Below are 17,547 nucleotides of genomic sequence, written 5' to 3'. Positions count from 1 at the left end.
GGCTCCGCTTTCAGTGCAGTCGTCGTCGACGGGGTGGGGAGTCGGTCCTCGCGGCGGTCGTGTCCGGACTCTCGAGGGGCGCTCTCTGGCGCCTGAAGCCAGGATGGAGGAGGATCGAGGGGTATTCGCGAGGCCAGAGCCGTCAAGAAGTGCGGTTTTTGCGTCTCCGTCACAACCGATCGCTGGAGCTCGCCGTGACCGACACCACCGTCCCCGCCGCCGTCCCTGCTTCCGGGACCGATGCCGCCCTGCTCGGGCAGCGCATCCGCCACTTCCGGACGCGCCGCGGGCTGACCCTGGGGCAGCTCGCCGAGCGCGTGGGCGTCTCGGGCAGCCAGCTCTCGCTGATCGAGACGGGCCGCCGCGAGCCGCGGCTCTCGCTGATGCAGGCCCTCGCCACGGCGCTGGGCGTCGAGCTCGCCGCGCTGCTCTCGGACGAGCCGCCGAGCGAGCGCGCCGCCCTCGAGATCGAGCTGGCGCGCGTGCAGAAGGGGTCGCTCTACCGCTCGCTCGGGCTGCCGGAGTTCAAGGTCAACAAGAGCCTGACCACTCCCGTGCTCGAGGCGTTCCTCGGCGTCTACCGCGAGCTGGCGCGCCGCAAGAGCGAGGCCAGCGCGACACCGGAGGAGGCGCGGCGCGCCAACACGGCCCAGCGGCTCCAGCTGCGCGAGCGCCACGCCTATCTCCCCGAGATCGAGGCGGTCGCCGGCGAGATGCTCCGCACGGTCGGGCACCGCGGGGGAGCGCTGACCCACAGCTCGGTCTCGAAGATGGCGCGGCACCTCGGCTTCGAGATCATCCACGTCGGCGACCTGCCGCACTCGGCCCGCTCGGTGATCGACCTCGCGAACGGGCGGATCTACCTCCCGCCCGCCTCGATCCCCGGCGGGCACGGGCTGCGGGCGCTCGCCCTGCAGGCGATGGCGCACCGGCTGCTCGGCCACGAGCGCCCGGTCACCTACGCCGACTTCCTCCGGCAGCGGCTCGAGATCAACTACTTCGCGGCCGCCTGCCTGATGCCGCTGGAGCCGGCGGTCGCGTTCCTCGAGGAGGCCAAGCGCGAGCGCGACATCACCGTGGAGGACTTCCGCGACGGCTTCGGCGTCACGCACGAGGCGGCGGCGCTGCGCTTCACCAACCTGCTGACCTCGCACCTCGACATCCGGATGCACTTCCTCCGCGTGCTCGGCGACGGCTCGATCCAGAAGGCCTACGAGAACGACGGCCTGCCGCTGCCGACCGACGTCACCGGCGCGGTGGAGGGGCAGATCGTCTGCCGCTACTGGTCGGCGCGCTCGGCCTTCAGCCGCACCAACCGCACGACGGAGTACTACCAGTACGTGGACACTCCGGCCGGCACCTTCTGGTCGGCCTCGCAGACCGGCACCACCGCGACGGAGGAGTTCTCGATCACGGTCGGCGTCCCCTTCGCCGAGGCGCGCTTCTTCCGCGGGCGCGACACCGACCGCCGCGAGCAGTCCCGCTGCCCCGACGAGTCCTGCTGCCGCCGCGCCCCCGCCGAGCTCGCCCAGCGCTGGGACGGCAACGCCTGGCCGAGCGCCCGCCTGCACGCGCACGTCCTCGCCCCGCTGCCCTCCGGCACCTTCCCCGGCATCGACGACGCCGAGGTCTACGCCTTCCTCGACACCCACGCCCGCGAGTCCTGACCCTCCTCCCCAGCCCTGCCCCCTCTCCGCGAGATGCCACTTGGGTACGCCTCCATCGGCGTGTCGCGTACCCAAGTGGCATCTCGCGGAGGGGGCTGTGGACAACGGGAGCGGGGAGGGTGGGGGAGCGGGCACCCTACCGGCATGGAAGAGGAACCCGGCAAGGTCATCGCATCGAGGGACGGCGTGTCGCGTCGGCGACTCGCCGCCGACTATCCCGTCGTCGCCTTCCGCGGGGCTCGCGCGACGGTCGAGCCGATCACCTACGGGGAGCGGATCGCGGCGTTCTCCGCGGTGATGAGGCCGGGCGAGTTCTTCTCGCACGACACCGCTGCGCATCTGCTCGGCCTTCCCGGCCGCACGCCGACGGAGGTCACGCCGCTGCACGTGTCCGTCGCACCGCCGCTGCGGGCGGCACGGCGGGTCGGCGTGCGCTCGCACCACCTCTGGGACGAGGCGGTGACGGTCGTCGACGCGGGGTTCCCGGTCGCGGATCCGGCGTCCACGTTCTGCCACCTCAGCTCCTCGCGGTCGGTCGACGAGCTCATCGTTCTCGGCGACGCCCTCGTCCTTCCCGACGCGGAGGGGCGACGGCGCGGACTGCGCGTCGATCTGGCTCTGCTGTCCGGCCGGGTCGCCGGCTACCGTGGGCGAGGTGGGAAGCGCGCTCGCGAGGCGATCGGCTGGGTGCGCGAGGGGTCGGAGTCTCCGATGGAGACTCTGCTCCGACTGCTGCTGATCCGAGCGGGGCTGCCGGAGCCGGAGCTGAACGTCGAGCTCTACGACGCCGACGGCCGCTTCGTCGCACGCGTGGATCTGCTCTACCGGGACCAGCGGGTCGTCGTGGAGTACGACGGCGATCAGCACCGCACGGACACCCGGCAGTACGAGCGCGATATCGCGCGCAGCGAGGCGATCCAGGCTCTCGGCTACCGCCACCTCCGCATCCGGGCTTCAGGCGTGTACGACCAGCCCGAGGAGACGATCACCCGAGTCCGCCGCGCCTTGACCCACTGACCCCGGTGAAAGCCGCCTCCGCGAGATGCCACTTCGGTACGCGACACGCCGTGGAGGGCGTACCCAAGTGGCATCTCGCGGGAGGGGAAGGGGAGGGCGGGGTCAGCCGGAGATCAGGGCGCGGGCCGTGCCCTCGTCGAGGATGAGGTCGGTGAGGAGGCCGGCGGCGAGGGCGCCGCGCAGGCCCGGGAGCTTCGAGGCGCCCGAGACGACGCAGATGCGGCGGGAGGCGCGGCGCACTGTGGAGAGGTCCGGGCCGCTTGCACGTTCGTTCATGGGGATGTCGTCCCAGGTCCCGTCGGCACGGTAGAACACGGTGGCGACGTCGCCGACGACGCCGGACGCGCTGAGCGAGGTGAAGTCGCTCGGCTCCAGGTAGCCGCCGATGTAGACCTTCGAGGGCACCGCCGCGAACGGCGAGCCGAGGCCGAAGAGCGCGACGTCCATCCGCTGCTGCAGCTCGAGCACCCGCTTGGTCGACCGCTCGCGCCAGACCGCCTTCTTGGTCATCGGGTCGTCGAAGAACGCCGGCACCGGGAACTGCTGCACCTTCGCGGCGTACGCGTCGCCGAAGCGGCGCAGGATCTCGCTCGAGTAGTTGATGCCGGTGGTCTCGGTGTTGCCCGCGCCGTTGAGCTGCACGATCTGGGTGTTGTGGGTCTCCTTGGCGATGAGGTGCCGGCTCATCGCGCTCATCGTCGAGCCCCAGGCGATGCCGACGATCATGTTCGAGTCGATGAACGGACCGAGGATCCGCGCGGCCGACAGGGCGACGCGCTCGAGCCGGTCGATCTCGCTGGTGTGGTCGGGCACCGGGACGATGTGCGCGGTGATGTCGAAGTGCGCGCGCACCTCGGCAGACAGCGCGCTCGCCCGGTCGAGCGGCGAGCGGATCTGGATGTCGACCAGCCCCGTCGCCCGGGCGTGCGAGAGCAGCCGCGAGACCGAGGAGCGCGAGGTGTGCAGCTCGTGCGCGATGGCGTCCATCGTCAGGTCCTGCATGTAGTACAGCTGCGCGGCCCGGAGCGCATCGCGCGTCTTGTCGGGGTGGGTCGCGTGCGTCGTCTCGTCCAGTTCGACGACCGGTCGGACAGGGGTCATAGCCACTCCTTGCACGTATTTCCACCCGTCTTGACCGGATGTGTTGTCGGGTCAAGGATGGCTGTATTCCCTCGCGATATCAACCGTCCATCTGGGGCGGCCACACTCGCACGAGGCACTCGACGCAACACCTACGACACGAAGGCGAGTACGAAGTGGCACAGTCTGTCGGAACTCCCGGAAGCTCCTCTCTCCGCGAGAGCGTCTCCGCCCTGCGGGACACCCCCCGCGCGACCGTCCTGGTGATCGGCGGTGGGATCAACGGCATCGGGACCTTCCGCGAACTCGCGCTCAACGGCGTCGACGTCGTCCTCGTCGAGCGCGGCGATTACGTGTCCGGCGCCTCCAGCGCGTCGAGCCACATGATCCACGGCGGCATCCGCTACCTCGAGAACGGCGAGTTCCGCCTCGTCAACGAGGGCGTGCACGAGCGCAACGGCCTGCTCAAGATCGCTCCGCATTACGTGAAGCCGCTGCAGACCACGATCCCGATCTACTCGACGTTCTCGGGCATCTTGGCCGCGCCGCTGCGCTTCCTCACGCACAAGTCGGGCAAGCCCCAGGAGCGCGGTGCGCTGCTGATCAAGGTCGGCCTCACCCTGTACGACTTCTTCTCCCGCGACGGCGGCGTCGTCCCGCGCCACCAGTTCCACGGCCGCAAGCGCTCGCTGAACGAGCTGCCGAAGCTCGACCCGAAGATCAAGTACACCGCCACCTACTTCGACGCCTCCGTGCACGAGCCGGAGCGCCTGGCGCTCGACGTGCTGCGCGACGCACTCGTCGGCGGGAAGAAGGCCCGCGCGGCCAACTACGTCGAGGCCGTCGGCACCTCGGAGGGCGGCGTGCTGCTGCGCGACCGCGAGAGCGGCGAGGAGTTCGCCTTCCAGGCGGACGTCGTCGTCAACGTCTCCGGACCGTGGACCGACTTCACCAACACGGCGCTCGGCACCACCACGAAATTCATGGGCGGCACCAAGGGCTCGCACATCGTGCTCGACAACCCGGAGCTGGTCGAGGCCTGCGAGGGCCGCGAGATGTTCTTCGAGCACAGCGACGGCCGCATCGTCCTGATCTACCCGCTCAAGGGCCGGGTCATGGTCGGCACCACCGACATCGAGGCCGACCCGAACGAGCCGGCCGTCTGCACCGAGGAGGAGATCGACTACTTCTTCGAGCTGGTGAACCACGTGTTCCCCTCCATCCCGGTGACCCGCGAGCAGATCGTCTTCAAGTTCTCCGGCATCCGCCCGCTGCCCCGTCACGACGACGAGACCCCCGGCTTCGTCTCCCGCGACTACCGCATCGAGCCCTCGACCCTGCCCGGCGGGAAGACCCCGGTGCTGAGCCTGGTCGGCGGCAAGTGGACGACCTTCCGCGCCCTCTCGGAGCACCTCTCCAACGAGGTCTTCAAGCGGATCGGCGTGACCCGCCGCGTCTCGACGGTCAAGACCGCGATCGGCGGCGGCAAGGGCTTCCCCCGCACGGACGCCTCGCGCGCCCAGTGGATCAGCCAGCACCGCTCCGGTCTGTCCTCGGCCCGCACCGGCCAGCTGCTCGAGCGCTACGGCACCCGTGCGCAGGAGGTCATCGAGGCCCTGGCCGACGGCCACGACGAGGCGCTCGACTTCGACAAGGACTTCACCACCGGTGAGATCCGCTACCTCGCCCAGCGCGAGAGCGTCGTGCACCTGATCGACCTGGTCATGCGCCGCACCAACCACGCCTTCACCGGCGGCCTCAGCCGCGAGCTGCTCGAGGAGCTCGCGCAGCACACCGGAGAGGTCCTCGGCTGGGACGAGGCCAAGCGCGCTCAGGAGGTCGACGCGACGATCGAGCACCTCAAGACGTACAACGGCGTCGATGTCGGCGGCACCGCGGTGCAGGCGCCGACGGCGGTCGCAGCCTCCTAGGCGGCAGGCGCGGATCGACGGGAGTCCCGGTTCGAGGAGAGATCTCGAGCCGGGACTTCCGTCGTGACAACGCACAAACGTGCACGCGGCGTTCCTTGTCGCCGGGACAGGGCGCCGATAACTTCACACTCGTCGGGCATCGATGCCCGACGCGGACGCGCTCGCGCGTCCGTCTGACGAAAAGGAAATGGTCAACGTGGACAATCTCGGAGTGGTGTTCCTCGCGGAAGTCGTGGGAACGGCGATGCTCGTGCTCCTCGGCTGCGGCGTGGTCGCCAACGTCGCGCTCGTGAAGAGCAAGGGTCTCAACGGCGGGACCCTGATGGTCAACATCGGCTGGGGCTTCGCCGTCTTCGCCGGTGTGATCGTCTCCTACAACTCGGGTGCGCACCTCAACCCGGCCGTCACGCTCGGCCTCGCGGCCAGCGGAGCGACGGAGTTCGGCTCGGGCGTCCCGGTCAACATCGTCTCGATCCTGATGTACATCCTCGCCCAGATGATCGGTGCCATCCTCGGCGCCGTCTTCTGCTGGCTCGCCTACAAGCAGCACTTCGACCAGGAGCCCGACCCGGCCAATAAGCTCGGCGTCTTCTCCACAGGTCCTGCGATCCGCAGCTACGGCTGGAACTTCGTCACCGAGGTCATCGGCACCTTCGTCCTCGTCTTCGTCGTCATCGGCTTCGGCGGCGGACGCCAGGGCGACGGCGGCCTCGCGGCGCTCGGCGCCCTGCCCGTCGCCATCCTGGTGATCGCGATCGGCGCCTCGCTCGGCGGCCCGACCGGATACGCCATCAACCCCGCCCGTGACCTCGGCCCCCGCATCGCCCACGCGCTGCTGCCGATCAAGGGCAAGGGCTCCAGCGACTGGAGCTACGCCTGGGTGCCCGTCGCGGGCCCGATCGTCGGCGGTGTGCTGGCCGGCCTCCTGTCGACCGCGCTGCTGCCGATCCTCTAGCCGCCGATCCTCCGGGCTCCGGCCCGGGTCGCACTCCACTTCACCCCGTTACGAAGGAGTAATCATTCATGGCTGACTACGTCATCGCTATCGACCAGGGGACCACGTCGTCCCGCGCGATCATCTTCGACAAGAAGGGCTCGATCGTCTCGACCGGGCAGAAGGAGCACGAGCAGATCTTCCCGCGCGCGGGCTGGGTCGAGCACGACCCGATCGAGATCTGGAACAACGTCCGCGAGGTCATCGGCCAGGCGCTCAGCCGCGCCGACCTGACCCGTCACGACATCGCCTCCGTCGGCATCACCAACCAGCGCGAGACCGCCGTGGTCTGGGACAAGACCACCGGCAAGCCCGTCTACAACGCGATCGTCTGGCAGGACACCCGCACGCAGTCGATCGTCGACCGGCTCGCCGGCGACGAGGGCGCGGACCGCTTCAAGTCGATCGTCGGGCTCCCGCTCGCGACCTACTTCTCCGGCACCAAGATCGTCTGGATCCTCGAGAACGTCGAGGGCGCCCGCGAGAAGGCGGAGGCCGGCGACCTGATCTTCGGCACCACCGACACCTGGGTCCTCTGGAACCTGACCGGCGGCGTCGACGGCGGCGTGCACAAGACGGACGTCACGAACGCCTCGCGCACCCTGTTCCTCGACCTCGAGACGCTCGAGTGGCGCGACGACATCCTCGAGGCCTTCGGGGTGCCGAAGTCGATGCTCCCCGAGGTGTGCTCCTCCTCCGAGGTCTACGGGCAGGTCGAGTCCTCCTCGCTGCTGCGCGAGGTCCCGATCGCCGGCATCCTGGGCGACCAGCAGGCCGCGACCTTCGGCCAGGCGGCGTTCGATCCGGGCGAGGCCAAGAACACCTACGGCACCGGCAACTTCCTGATCTTCAACACCGGCACCGAGATCGTGCACTCCAAGAACGGGCTGCTGACGACCATCGGCTACAAGCTCGGCGACGGCGAGGTGCACTACGCGCTCGAGGGCTCGATCGCGGTCTCCGGCTCGCTGATCCAGTGGCTGCGCGACAACCTGGGCCTCATCGGCTCGGCCCCCGAGGTCGAGGCGCTGGCCGCGACGGTCGAGGACAACGGCGGCGCGTATTTCGTCCCCGCGTTCTCCGGCCTCTTCGCGCCGTACTGGCGGGCGGACGCGCGCGGTGCGCTCGTCGGCCTCACCCGTTACGTCAACAAGGGCCACATCGCCCGCGCCGCCCTCGAGGCGACCGCCTTCCAGACCCGCGAGGTCCTGGACGCGGTCAACGCCGACTCCGGCGTCCCGCTGCAGGAGCTCAAGGTCGACGGCGGCATGATCGCCAACAACCTGCTGATGCAGTTCCAGGCCGACATCCTCGGCGTCCCGGTCGTCCGGCCGGTCGTCGCGGAGACCACCGCCCTCGGCGCCGCCTACGCCGCGGGCCTCGCGGTCGGCTTCTGGGAGAACCTCGACGACCTGCGCCAGAACTGGCAGGAGGACTCGCGCTGGACCCCGCAGATGGACCAGGACGAGGCCGCGCGCCAGTACCGCCTCTGGAAGAAGGCCGTCACGAAGACCTTCGACTGGGTCGACGAGGACGTGCAGTAGCACCGCACCACTGAACGACGAGGGCCCGCGCACGCGACGTGCGCGGGCCCTCGTGCGTGGACCTCGTACGACCACTGCGTGGGCTGCTTGATCGACAGGCACGAGGAGCGGCCGCTTCCATGCTGGTCGAGTAGCGCGTAGCGCGTATAGAGACCCGCCCCCGGCGGAGCTCCGTCAGAGCAGCGGGCGCCGACGCCCCGTCGCGACCGCGACGATCGCGAGGGCCAGCAGCCAGGCCGGGCCCGCCAGCACGGCCGCGACCGTGGGCGGCGCGGACGCCGACAGCGCAGCGAGGGGCGCGACATCCGCGAGGGCGGTGCCGCTCGTGAAGGTCGCGGCGCCCAGCGGCACCAGGGCCGCGAAGAGCACGAAGAGCGGTGCCCGGACGATCGTGCCGACCAGCGCGCCCCAGATCGCGCCTCCGATCCCGGCCACGGGCACGAGGGCCACGACGCCGACGTCCGGGGTGACCCTCCCCGCCGAGACGACCGCGACGTCGGCGACTCCGATCGCGACCGCCGCCGTCGCGAGCACCGCACCGGCACCGGCCGCTACCAGGAACCGTGCCACGAGTACGGGGCGGAGCCCCGATGAGAGCACGTCGCGCGCGAGGATCCCCTCCTCGAAGGCGCTCGCCGTCCGCAGTGCTCCGAAGGCCGCCGCCCCGACCCCGCCGCCCTGCAGCAGTGCCGCCGTGATCGCGTGCTCGAGCGAGGCCGCTTCTCCGGGCGGGAGCGCGCCGAGATCGACCTGCGTCACGGCGAGCAGGAGGGGGAGCACGGGCAGCAGTCCGAAGACCAGTCCCCAGAGCGGTGTCCTGCTCGCGACCACGCGCCGGAACTCCGCGGTGACGGCGCGGGTGAGCGGTCCCTCCGTGGCCGCGTCCGTCACCGCGCCCGCCGCTGCTCGAGGATCCGTGCGCCGCCGATCGCCAGGAGTGCCCAGGCGGCCAGGACGACCAGCGCGAGTGGCGCCGGAAGCATCCCGTCGACCGGCGCCCCGGTCGCTCCGGCGACGGCCCCGATCGGGAGCAGCCGCCCGACGTCGCGGGCCACGCCGAGGAGCGGCATGGCGAGGGCGGCCGGCAGGACCAGCACGATCGGGATGCAGGCGTAGTAGTTCCGCACCGCGTAGCCGACGCCCACGCCCAGCACGCCGCTGAGGGCGCAGGCGAGGACGACGCCGAGCGAGGCGGACATCAGAGTGACGTCCGGCGTCAGGCGGCGGCCGGCTGTCGTCAGCACCACCGCGGTGATCGGCCACCAGCCCACGACCGCCACGACCCCGAAGACCGCGCCCGAGACCGCGCCGGCCAGCGCCTTCGCCACCAGGATCGCGTCCCGGCTGCCGAGCAGCAGTGTCCGGTCGAGCGAGTGGTAGTACGTCTCCCGGGTGTAGGCGTAGGACCCGTAGAAGCATGCGCTCAGGGCGGCGCAGGCCGCGAAGCCGAAGACGAAGCGGCTCGCCGGAGCGTCGTCGAGGCCGCTGAGCCGATCCGTGGTGCCCGGCATGTTCAGGGCGAAGACGGGGATCAGGATCGCGTAGGCGAGGAGGACCGGGAACGACGAGCCGCTGCGGGAGCGCAGGATCTCGGCCCGCGCGAGCGCGCCGACTCCGCTCATCGACCGGCCTCGCCGTCGACGAGGTCGAAGTAGCCGTCCTCGAGGCTCCGCCCTCCCGAGCGGGTGAGGTCCTCGAGCGGTCCGTGGAAGAGCATCCGCCGTCGCAGGACGACGACCTCGTCGACGGTGTGCTCGAGCTCGGCGAGCTGGTGACTGGAGACCAGGACCGTCCGCCCGCGCTCGGCCTCGGCGCGGATCAGGCGCCGCAGCCAGCGGATGCCCTCCGGGTCGAGCCCGTTCGCCGGCTCGTCGAGGACGAGGATCTCCGGGTCACCCGCCAGGGCCGTGGCCAGGCCGAGGCGCTGGCGCATCCCTGTCGAATAGCCGCGGACCGGCCGTCGCGCCGCTTCGCCGAGGCCGACCGTCTCCAGGAGCTCGTCGACCCGCGAGAGCGGCGCGCCGACCGCGCGGCAGACGATCGCGAGGTGCCGGCGGCCGGTGATCCCGTTCTCGAAGCCGAGGCCGTCGAGGTGCACGCCGACGACCCGGGCGGGCGCGCGCAGCTCCGCGAACCGGTGGCCGCCGATCCGCGCCTCACCCGAATCGGGACGCAGCAGCCCGACCAGCCCGCGGAGCGCCGTGCTCTTGCCGGCGCCGTTCGGGCCGAGGAGCCCGACGACCGTCCCCCGCCGCACGGAGAAGCTGAGGTCGTCCACGACGCGGCGGCCGCGGAAGGACTTGGTGAAGTGCAGGAAGTCGAGCGCGGTCGGAGACTGGGTACCCATACCGGGACGGTAGCCGGAGTGCGACCACGTCCACGTGATCCGTCGCGGTGGACCGGCGGGGTGGCGCCGGGAGCATGCCATCGTCCTTCCGCCCGAGCGGAGACGGGCGGAGTCGGCTCGATCTGCGGGATCAGCCCGTCAGCTCGTGAGCCCCGCGACCGCGTCCAGCTCGTCCAGCGAGCCGATGCGCCGCACGCCGAGCTCGACGGCCTCGAAGGGCAGCTCGCGCCCGTGCTCAGGCCCGCCGATGCGGTCGAGCCACACCCCGCGCAGCCCGGCGCGCGCCGCACCGATCGCGTCGGTGCCCAGCCGGTCGCCCACGTACAGCGCGTCAGCCGGTGCGACGCCGAAGCGCTCGCACGCCACGTGGAAGATCCGCGCGTCCGGCTTCGTCACGCCGACCTCGCCCGACGCGACGAGATGCTCGACCCGCTCCGTGAGTCCGATCGCGTCCGTCTTGCTCGTCTGGAAGTCCACATCGCCGTTGGTGATGACACCGATCCGGACACCCGCCGCGTCGAGCCGATCGAGCACCGGCAGGGCGTCGTCGTGCAGCGTCCACGCCGCGACGTAGTGCCCCAGGTAGGCGGCGAACCACGCGCTCGCCTGCTCCGGCGTCAGCTCGACGCCGGCGTCCGCGGCGAAGGCGATGGCGCGCGCACGCCGCTGCCCCTCGTAGTCCAGCTCGCCGGCGAGGTAGCGGTGGTAGTGCTCCTCCTCCAGCCCGTACCAGCGGCGCTGCAGCGCGCCCGCCTCGCCCGCGTACTCGTCGCCGAGGGACGCCGCGTACGCGACGATGCCCTCGCGCACCGCGCGGGCGTGCGCGAAGAGCGTGTCGTCGAGATCGAAGAGGGCGAGTCGCAGCACGGTCGGCTCAGCGGCCGCGGCGCAGCAGGCCGACGCGCTCGTACACGGTCGCGAGCGTGCGCTCGGCCGTCTCGGAGGCGCGGTCAGCCGCTCGGCCGAGCATCCGGTCGAGCTCGGCCGGGTCGGCCAGCAGCTCGGCGGTGCGCGCGCGGATCGGATCGAAGGTCGCCGCGACGACCTCGACCAGGCCCTTCTTCAGGTCGCCGTAGCCGCGGCCCGCGTACTCCTGCTCGAGCGACTCGACCGTGCGGCCGGCCAGGACGGAGTAGATCGTCAGCAGGTTCGAGACGCCCGGCTTGGACGCGCGGTCGAAGCGCACCTCCGACTCGGTGTCGGTGACGGCGCGCATGATCTTCTTCGCGGTGACCTTCGGCTCGTCGAGCACGCTGAGCAGGCCGGCGTCCGACTCCGCGGACTTCGACATCTTCGCGCCGGGGTTCTGCAGGTCGTAGATCTTCGCGGTCTCCTTGGCGATGTACGGCTCCGGCATCGCGAAGGTCCCGCCGAAGCGGGTGTTGAACCGGCCCGCGAGGTCGCGGGTCAGCTCGAGGTGCTGGCGCTGGTCCTCGCCGACCGGCACGGCGTCGGTCTGGTAGAGCAGGATGTCGGCGGCCATCAGGATCGGGTAGGTGAAGAGGCCGACCGAGGCCGCCTCCGTGCCCTGCTTCGCCGACTTGTCCTTGAACTGCGTCATCCGGCTGGCCTCGCCGAAGCCGGTGACCGTGTTGAGGATCCAGGCCAGCTCGGCGTGTGCCGGGACGTGCGACTGGATGAACAGCGTCGAGCGCTCGGGGTCGATGCCGGACGCGATGTACTGCGCGGCGGTCGCGCGGGTGCGCTCGCGCAGCTCGGCGGGCTCCTGCGGCACGGTGATCGCGTGCAGGTCGACGACGCAGAAGTACGCGTCGAAGTCGTCCTGCATCGCGACCCACTGCGTGAGGGCGCCGATGTAGTTGCCCAAGTGCAGCGAGCCCGAGGAGGGCTGCATGCCGGAGAAGATGACGGGCTTGGCGCCCGGAGTGCTGGGGGTCATGGTGAGGCCTCGTGTGCGATGGCGGCGCGGTCGGCGCCGGGGGAGGAGGGGGTCAGAGCTCGTAGTCGACGACGACGGGCGCGTGGTCGGACCAGCGGGTGTCCCAGGCGCTGGCGCGGTCGATCTCGTAGCTGCGGGCCAGCGCGGCAAGCTGCGGCGTCGCCAGCTGGTAGTCGATCCTCCAGCCGGTGTCGGTGTCGAAGGCCTGGCCGCGCTGCGACCACCAGGTGTAGGGCCCGGGCACCTCGCCGGCGAAGCGGCGGCCGAGGTCGACCCAGCCCATCCCCGCTCCGGCGTTGTAGCCCTCCTCGCCCTCGGCGCCGACGAAGCGGTCGAAGTAGGCGCGCTCCTCGGGGAGGAAGCCGGCTTTCTTGACGTTGCCCTTCCAGTTCTTGATGTCGAGGGTGCGGTGGCCGACGTTGAGGTCGCCCATCACGACGGCGAGCGGGTTGTGGGCTTGGAGCTGGGGGAGGCGCTCGATCATCGCGTCGAGGAAGCGCATCTTCTCGTCCTGCTTCGGCGTGCCCACGCCGCCCGAGTGCACATAGGTGGAGACGACGGTGACGGTGCGGCCCTCGTCGACCTCGTAGTCGGCCTCGAGCCAGCGGCCCGCGGAGTCGAAGTCGTCGGCGCCGAGCGCGACGCGGTGGATCGTGGCCCGCTTGCGCGAGGCGAGCGCGACCCCGGCGCGGCCCTTGGCGGTCGCCTCGTCGTGCAGCACGTCCCACTCGTCGCCGAGCAGGCCGGTGAGATCGTCGGTGGAGGCGCGGACCTCCTGCAGGGCGAGGATGTCGACGTCGCGGGCAGCGAGCCAGTCGCCCATGCCCTTGCGGAAGGCGGCGCGGACGCCGTTGACGTTGACGGAGGCGATGCGGAGCGGCTTTCGAGTCACCGGAGCAGTCTACGGAGGACCGCCGACAGCGCGCGGCGCACGGGGAGCGGCGGATCGGCGCACCCCGGACACGCGGAAGCCGGCGGCCCCGCCCCGCGCCGCCCCCTCGGAGGAGAGGGGCGACGCGGAGACAGGACCGCCGGCGGGACCGCTCAGGACGGTCGATCGGTGCGGGTCAGACGGCGACGGGGCGGGCCGTGGCCGGCTCCGGGACCTCGGCGACGACCGGCGCGCGCTTGATGCTCTTCGCGATGATGACGCAGACGGCGGTGACCACCATGCCGACCAGGATCGCGACCAGGTAGAGCAGCGGCTGCCCCACCAGTCCGGTCACCCAGACACCGCCGTGCGGGGCGCGGAGCGTGGAGCCGAACAGCGCGACGAGCGCGCCGGTGACGGCCGAGCCGACCATGGCGGAGGGGATCACGCGCAGCGGGTCGACCGCGGCGAACGGGATCGCTCCCTCCGAGATGAACGAGGCGCCCAGCAGGTAGGCCGCCTTGCCGTTCTGGCGCTCGGCATCGGTGAACAGGCGCTTGCGGAGCGACGTGGCGAGGGCGAGGCCCAGCGGCGGCGTCATGCCGGCCGCCATCACGATCGCCATCACCTTGAACTGCACCGAGTTCGGGTCGCCGTCGGCGGGCACGGAGGCGAGCCCCGTGGTCGCGAAGGCGTAGGCCACCTTGTTGACCGGGCCGCCCATGTCGAACGCCATCATCAGGCCCAGGATGATCCCGAGGATGATCAGGTTGCCGCCGGTGAGACCCGAGAGCCAGGCCGACAGTCCCTCGCTCAGCGCACGCAGCGGAGCGCCGAGGACGACGAACATCAGGAAGCCCGTGATGAAGGTCGCGATCAGCGGGATGATGACCACCGGCATCAGCGACTTGAAGGCCGCCGGCAGCTTGATCCGCGAGATGTAGAGCGCCGCGTAGCCGGCGATGAAGCCGGACGCGAGGCCGCCGAGGAAGCCGGCGCCGACGGTGACCGCCACGGCGCCGCCGAGGAAGCCGGGCGCGATGCCGGGGCGGTCCGCGATGCCGAAGGCGATGAAGCCCGAGAGCACCGGCACCAGGAAGGCGAAGGTCGCGCCTCCGATCAGGAACATCACTCCGGCCCAGTCGGTGATGTTCGCGATGTTGAAGCCGTTGTCGATGATCTGCTGCGGCGTGTAGCTGACGATCTGGTAGCCGCCGAAGAGGAACGACAGCGCGATCAGCAGACCGCCCGCCGCGACGAACGGGATCATGTACGAGACGCCGGTCATCAGGTTCTGGCGGATGCGGGTGCCGACGCCGACCTTCTTCGGGGCGGCGGGCGCCGCGGCCGGAGTCGAGCGGGCGGCGGACGGAGCCGTGCCGGTGCCGCGCAGGGCGAGCGCCCGGTCGAGCACCTCGTCCGGCTTCGAGAGCGCCTCGGCGACGCCGACCTGGAGGACCGGCTTGCCGGCGAAGCGGTCCTTGCCGCGGACCTCGAGGTCGGCGGCGAGGATGACGACGTCCGCGGCGGCGATGTCGCCCGCGGTCATCTCGTCCGAGCCGGCGGCGCCCTGGGTCTCGACGTGGATCGGGTAGCCGCGCTTCTTCGCGGCCTGCTCCAGCGCCTCGGCCGCCATGTAGGTGTGCGCGATGCCGGCGATGCAGCTCGTCACCGCGACGAAGCGCGGGGCGCCCGTCGAGGCGGCGGCAGGAGCGTCCTGGACCTTCGCGGCGGCGCGGTCGATGACGTCCGCGGCCTTGGCGAGCGCCTCCGAGGTGCCGACCTCGAGGGTCGGCTTGCCGGCGAAGCGGTCCTTGCCGCGGACCTCGAGGTCGGCGGCGAGGATCACGACGTCGGCGTCGGCGATCGTCTGGTCGGACATCGGGTCGGAGCCGGCCGCGCCCTGGGTCTCGACCTGGATCTCGTACCCCTTCTTCTTGGCGGCCTGCTCGAGGGCCTCGGCCGCCATGTAGGTGTGCGCGATGCCGGCGATGCAGCTGGTGACGGCGACGATCTTCACGAGACGACGACCTCTCGGGCGATGATGTCCGCGACCTCCTGGCCGCTGGAGGCGGCGCGGAGCGAACCGGTGAAGGACTCGTGGATCAGCTTGCGGGCGAGCTGGGCGAGGATCTTGAGGTGGGCCTGGTCAGCGCCGTCGGGGGCGGCGATGAGGAAGATCAGGTCTGCGGGGCCGTCCGGGGCGCCGAAGTCCACGCCGGACTTCGCGATGCCGACGGCGACGCTGGGGGAGACGACGTGGGACGAGCGGGCGTGGGGGATCCCGATGCCGCCGGGCATGCCGGTGGCCATCTGCGACTCGCGGTCGCGGACGTCGGCGAGGAAGCCGTCGAGGTCGGTGACGCGGCCGGCGTCGGCGAGCGTCTTCGCGAGCTGCGCGGTGGCGTCGTCCTTCGTGGCGGCGGTGAGGTCGACGATGACCGTCGACGCCTCGGTGAGAGCAGTCATGCGCTCAGTTCTCCAATCGGGAGGGTGGGGTCGGGGTTCTCGACGACGGAGACGTCGTCGAGGCGGAGGGAATCGGGACCCGGGGCTTCACTGCCCGGGAGGGTGACGGCGGCGGTGCCCCAGGCGACGGCCGTCCGCAGACGCTCCGCCTCCGAGGCGTCGGTCGCCGACAGGTAGCCCGCGAGGGTGCTGTCGCCGGCGCCGACGGTGCTGAGGGGCACGACGGGGGGCGCGCCCGCCCACCACGACGAGGTCGCCGTGACGAGGAGGGCGCCGTGCTCTCCGAGGCTCACGAGCGCTCGCGCGTCCGAGAGGCGGAGGAGTGTGCGGGCTCCGTCGACGACGTCGCCGACGGTCGCGAGGGAGCGGCCGAGGAGCTCCTCGAGCTCCTCGAGGTTGGGCTTCACCAGCGTCGCAGTGCCGGCCGCGATGATCGCGGTCAGCGGTGCTCCGGAGGTGTCGACGGCGAGGGGGACGCCGAAGTGGGTGGCGAGGCGGCCGAGCGCCGGGTAGAAGTCGTCGCCGAGCCCGGGCGGGACGCTGCCGCAGGCGACGAGCCAGCGCGGGGCGGAGACGACGTGGTCGCAGATCAGATCGGAGAGCGCCTTCGCCTCCTCCGGGGTGACGGCCGGGCCGGGCTCGTTGATCTTGGTGGTCCGGCCGGTCGCGTCGTCGACGACGGTGATGTTGGTGCGGATCGGCTCCGCGATCGCGGCGCTGGCCGAGGCGACTCCGGCCGCCTCGAGCATGGTGCGCAGGTCGAGGCCGGTGGAGGCGTCGGCCGGGTAGATCGCCGTGGCCTCGACGCCGTTGCGGGCGAGGGCCCTGGCGACGTTGACGCCCTTGCCGGCCGGGTCGCGCCGCACACCGTGGGCGCGGTTGACCTCGCCGACGGCGAAGCCGCTCGTCGAGAGGGTGACGTCGATGCTGGGGTTGGCAGTGACGGTGACGATCATGCGCGGACGACCTCCGGGCCGGCGGACTCGATGTCGTCGGCGAGCTCGTCGTCGACATCGGTATCGGTGATGACGGTGTCGATCGCGGACAGCGGGGCGACGTGCCCGAAGTCCTGGCGGCCGAACTTGGAGTGGTCGGCGAGGACGACGACCCGGCGCGCGGCGGCGATGAGCGCGGTCTTGACGACGGCCTCGTCGAGGTCGGGGGTGGTGAGACCCCGCTCCCGGCTGATGCCGTTCGTGCCGATGAAGGCGACGTCCACCGAGACGGTGGGGATGACCTGGGCGACCCAGGGCCCGACGGCGGCCTGCGTGACTCCGCGCAGATGCCCGCCGAGCAGGTGGAGGTCGATGTTGGGCCGGCCGACGAGCGCCACCGCGACAGGGAGGGAATGGGTGACGACCGTCAGCCGGCGGTCCAGGGGGAGCAGCTCCGCGAGGCGGACCGTGGTGGTCCCGGCGTCGATGGCGATCGAGCCGCCGTCGGGGACCTCGGCGAGTGCCGCGGTCGCGATGCGGTCCTTCTCGGCCGCGAGGTGGCCCTCGCGGGCAGCGACCTCGGGCTCGATGCCCAGGCGCTCGACCGGGATGGCCCCGCCGTGGGCCCTGCGCAGCAGGCCGCGCTTCTCGAGGCTGGTGAGATCGCGGCGGATCGTCTCGGGCGTGACCGCGAGGGACTGCGCGAGGTCGCGGACCTCGACCCGCCCGTCGGTGCGGGCGCGATCCAGGATCGCCTGGTGCCGCTCCGGTGCGTACATGTGGACTCCGTCG

General features: G+C 71.4%; 16 protein-coding genes. 5 read left to right on the top strand and 11 right to left on the bottom strand.

The annotated features are described in order from the left end of the window. Positions 1 to 194: 194 nt before the first annotated feature. Together HRK28_RS03810 and HRK28_RS03805 are read left to right on the top strand one after the other, a co-directional pair. Positions 195 to 1,667, top strand: a complete 1,473-nt coding sequence (locus HRK28_RS03810; RefSeq protein ID WP_160087987.1) for a helix-turn-helix domain-containing protein — start codon at positions 195 to 197, stop codon at positions 1,665 to 1,667. A gap of 144 nt (positions 1,668 to 1,811) precedes the next feature. Next, complete coding sequence (locus HRK28_RS03805; RefSeq protein WP_173250459.1) at positions 1,812 to 2,684, top strand: endonuclease domain-containing protein; 873 nt, start codon at positions 1,812 to 1,814, stop codon at positions 2,682 to 2,684. Between the two features lie 102 nt (positions 2,685 to 2,786). On the opposite strand, the gene HRK28_RS03800 is transcribed toward HRK28_RS03805, so the two are convergent. Continuing rightward, positions 2,787 to 3,785 (bottom strand): sugar-binding transcriptional regulator, encoded by a 999-nt coding sequence (locus tag HRK28_RS03800; RefSeq protein ID WP_123445261.1) that lies wholly within the window; start codon positions 3,783 to 3,785, stop codon positions 2,787 to 2,789. Positions 3,786 to 3,940: 155 nt separating this feature from the next. Between HRK28_RS03800 and HRK28_RS03795 the strand changes: the two genes are divergently transcribed. The 3 genes from HRK28_RS03795 to glpK all read left to right on the top strand — a co-directional run bounded on the left by HRK28_RS03795 (position 3,941) and on the right by glpK (position 8,233). After that, entirely contained in the window at positions 3,941 to 5,695 is a 1,755-nt protein-coding gene (locus HRK28_RS03795; protein ID WP_367948336.1) for a glycerol-3-phosphate dehydrogenase/oxidase, read from the top strand. Positions 5,696 to 5,882: 187 nt separating this feature from the next. Beyond that, the gene (locus tag HRK28_RS03790; RefSeq protein WP_160087993.1) at positions 5,883 to 6,650 is read left to right on the top strand and encodes an MIP/aquaporin family protein; all 768 of its coding nucleotides are present in this window, start codon (positions 5,883 to 5,885) and stop codon (positions 6,648 to 6,650) included. A 68-nt stretch (positions 6,651 to 6,718) separates the two neighbouring features. Next, positions 6,719 to 8,233: a glycerol kinase GlpK gene (gene glpK, locus HRK28_RS03785; RefSeq protein ID WP_123445264.1), complete on the top strand. Its 1,515-nt coding sequence runs from the start codon at positions 6,719 to 6,721 to the stop codon at positions 8,231 to 8,233. Positions 8,234 to 8,407: 174 nt separating this feature from the next. Here the strand turns inward: glpK and HRK28_RS03780 are convergent, their stop codons facing one another. From HRK28_RS03780 to HRK28_RS03735, 10 genes are all read right to left on the bottom strand, one after another. Beyond that, positions 8,408 to 9,124 (bottom strand): hypothetical protein, encoded by a 717-nt coding sequence (locus HRK28_RS03780; protein ID WP_173250458.1) that lies wholly within the window; start codon positions 9,122 to 9,124, stop codon positions 8,408 to 8,410. Beyond that, positions 9,121 to 9,855, bottom strand: a complete 735-nt coding sequence (locus HRK28_RS03775) for a hypothetical protein (RefSeq protein ID WP_173250457.1) — start codon at positions 9,853 to 9,855, stop codon at positions 9,121 to 9,123. Before HRK28_RS03775 ends, HRK28_RS03780 begins: the two co-directional genes overlap by 4 nt. Further along, positions 9,852 to 10,580, bottom strand: coding sequence for an ABC transporter ATP-binding protein (locus HRK28_RS03770; protein ID WP_173250456.1), 729 nt, complete (start codon positions 10,578 to 10,580; stop codon positions 9,852 to 9,854). The genes HRK28_RS03775 and HRK28_RS03770 overlap by 4 nt, the downstream gene beginning before the upstream one ends. Positions 10,581 to 10,718: 138 nt before the next feature. Further along, positions 10,719 to 11,447: an HAD family hydrolase gene (locus HRK28_RS03765; protein ID WP_173250455.1), complete on the bottom strand. Its 729-nt coding sequence runs from the start codon at positions 11,445 to 11,447 to the stop codon at positions 10,719 to 10,721. Between the two features lie 7 nt (positions 11,448 to 11,454). Then, on the bottom strand, positions 11,455 to 12,480 hold the full coding sequence (gene trpS / locus HRK28_RS03760; protein WP_173250454.1) for a tryptophan--tRNA ligase: 1,026 nt from the start codon (positions 12,478 to 12,480) through the stop codon (positions 11,455 to 11,457). Positions 12,481 to 12,532: 52 nt separating this feature from the next. Beyond that, complete coding sequence (locus tag HRK28_RS03755) at positions 12,533 to 13,372, bottom strand: exodeoxyribonuclease III (protein ID WP_173250453.1); 840 nt, start codon at positions 13,370 to 13,372, stop codon at positions 12,533 to 12,535. A 175-nt stretch (positions 13,373 to 13,547) separates the two neighbouring features. Then, positions 13,548 to 15,371 (bottom strand): PTS fructose-like transporter subunit IIB, encoded by a 1,824-nt coding sequence (locus HRK28_RS03750; RefSeq protein ID WP_217274391.1) that lies wholly within the window; start codon positions 15,369 to 15,371, stop codon positions 13,548 to 13,550. Next, positions 15,368 to 15,820 (bottom strand): PTS sugar transporter subunit IIA, encoded by a 453-nt coding sequence (locus HRK28_RS03745; protein WP_123733891.1) that lies wholly within the window; start codon positions 15,818 to 15,820, stop codon positions 15,368 to 15,370. Before HRK28_RS03745 ends, HRK28_RS03750 begins: the two co-directional genes overlap by 4 nt. Beyond that, entirely contained in the window at positions 15,817 to 16,776 is a 960-nt protein-coding gene (locus tag HRK28_RS03740) for a 1-phosphofructokinase family hexose kinase (RefSeq protein WP_173250452.1), read from the bottom strand. Before HRK28_RS03740 ends, HRK28_RS03745 begins: the two co-directional genes overlap by 4 nt. After that, positions 16,773 to 17,534, bottom strand: coding sequence for a DeoR/GlpR family DNA-binding transcription regulator (locus HRK28_RS03735; protein WP_160088009.1), 762 nt, complete (start codon positions 17,532 to 17,534; stop codon positions 16,773 to 16,775). The genes HRK28_RS03740 and HRK28_RS03735 overlap by 4 nt, the downstream gene beginning before the upstream one ends. Positions 17,535 to 17,547 lie beyond the last annotated feature (13 nt).

It is taken from the genome of Rathayibacter sp. VKM Ac-2835, from assembly GCF_013266705.1.
GTDB lineage: Bacteria > Actinomycetota > Actinomycetes > Actinomycetales > Microbacteriaceae > Rathayibacter.
The sequence above is the reverse complement of the archived record's forward strand: the minus strand, read 5'-3'. Positions and strand labels throughout refer to the sequence as shown.

Excerpts from the sequence above, each read along its gene's own strand:
- glpK (WP_123445264.1), top strand. The coding sequence starts at position 6,719 with ATGGCTGACTACGTCATCGCTATCGACCAGGGGACCACGTCGTCCCGC.
- HRK28_RS03790 (WP_160087993.1), top strand. The coding sequence starts at position 5,883 with ATGGTCAACGTGGACAATCTCGGAGTGGTGTTCCTCGCGGAAGTCGTG.
- HRK28_RS03800 (WP_123445261.1), bottom strand. The coding sequence starts at position 3,785 with ATGACCCCTGTCCGACCGGTCGTCGAACTGGACGAGACGACGCACGCG.
- HRK28_RS03745 (WP_123733891.1), bottom strand. The coding sequence starts at position 15,820 with ATGACTGCTCTCACCGAGGCGTCGACGGTCATCGTCGACCTCACCGCC.
- HRK28_RS03805 (WP_173250459.1), top strand. The coding sequence starts at position 1,812 with ATGGAAGAGGAACCCGGCAAGGTCATCGCATCGAGGGACGGCGTGTCG.
- HRK28_RS03775 (WP_173250457.1), bottom strand. The coding sequence starts at position 9,855 with ATGAGCGGAGTCGGCGCGCTCGCGCGGGCCGAGATCCTGCGCTCCCGC.
- trpS (WP_173250454.1), bottom strand. The coding sequence starts at position 12,480 with ATGACCCCCAGCACTCCGGGCGCCAAGCCCGTCATCTTCTCCGGCATG.
- HRK28_RS03735 (WP_160088009.1), bottom strand. The coding sequence starts at position 17,534 with ATGTACGCACCGGAGCGGCACCAGGCGATCCTGGATCGCGCCCGCACC.
- HRK28_RS03740 (WP_173250452.1), bottom strand. The coding sequence starts at position 16,776 with ATGATCGTCACCGTCACTGCCAACCCCAGCATCGACGTCACCCTCTCG.
- HRK28_RS03770 (WP_173250456.1), bottom strand. The coding sequence starts at position 10,580 with ATGGGTACCCAGTCTCCGACCGCGCTCGACTTCCTGCACTTCACCAAG.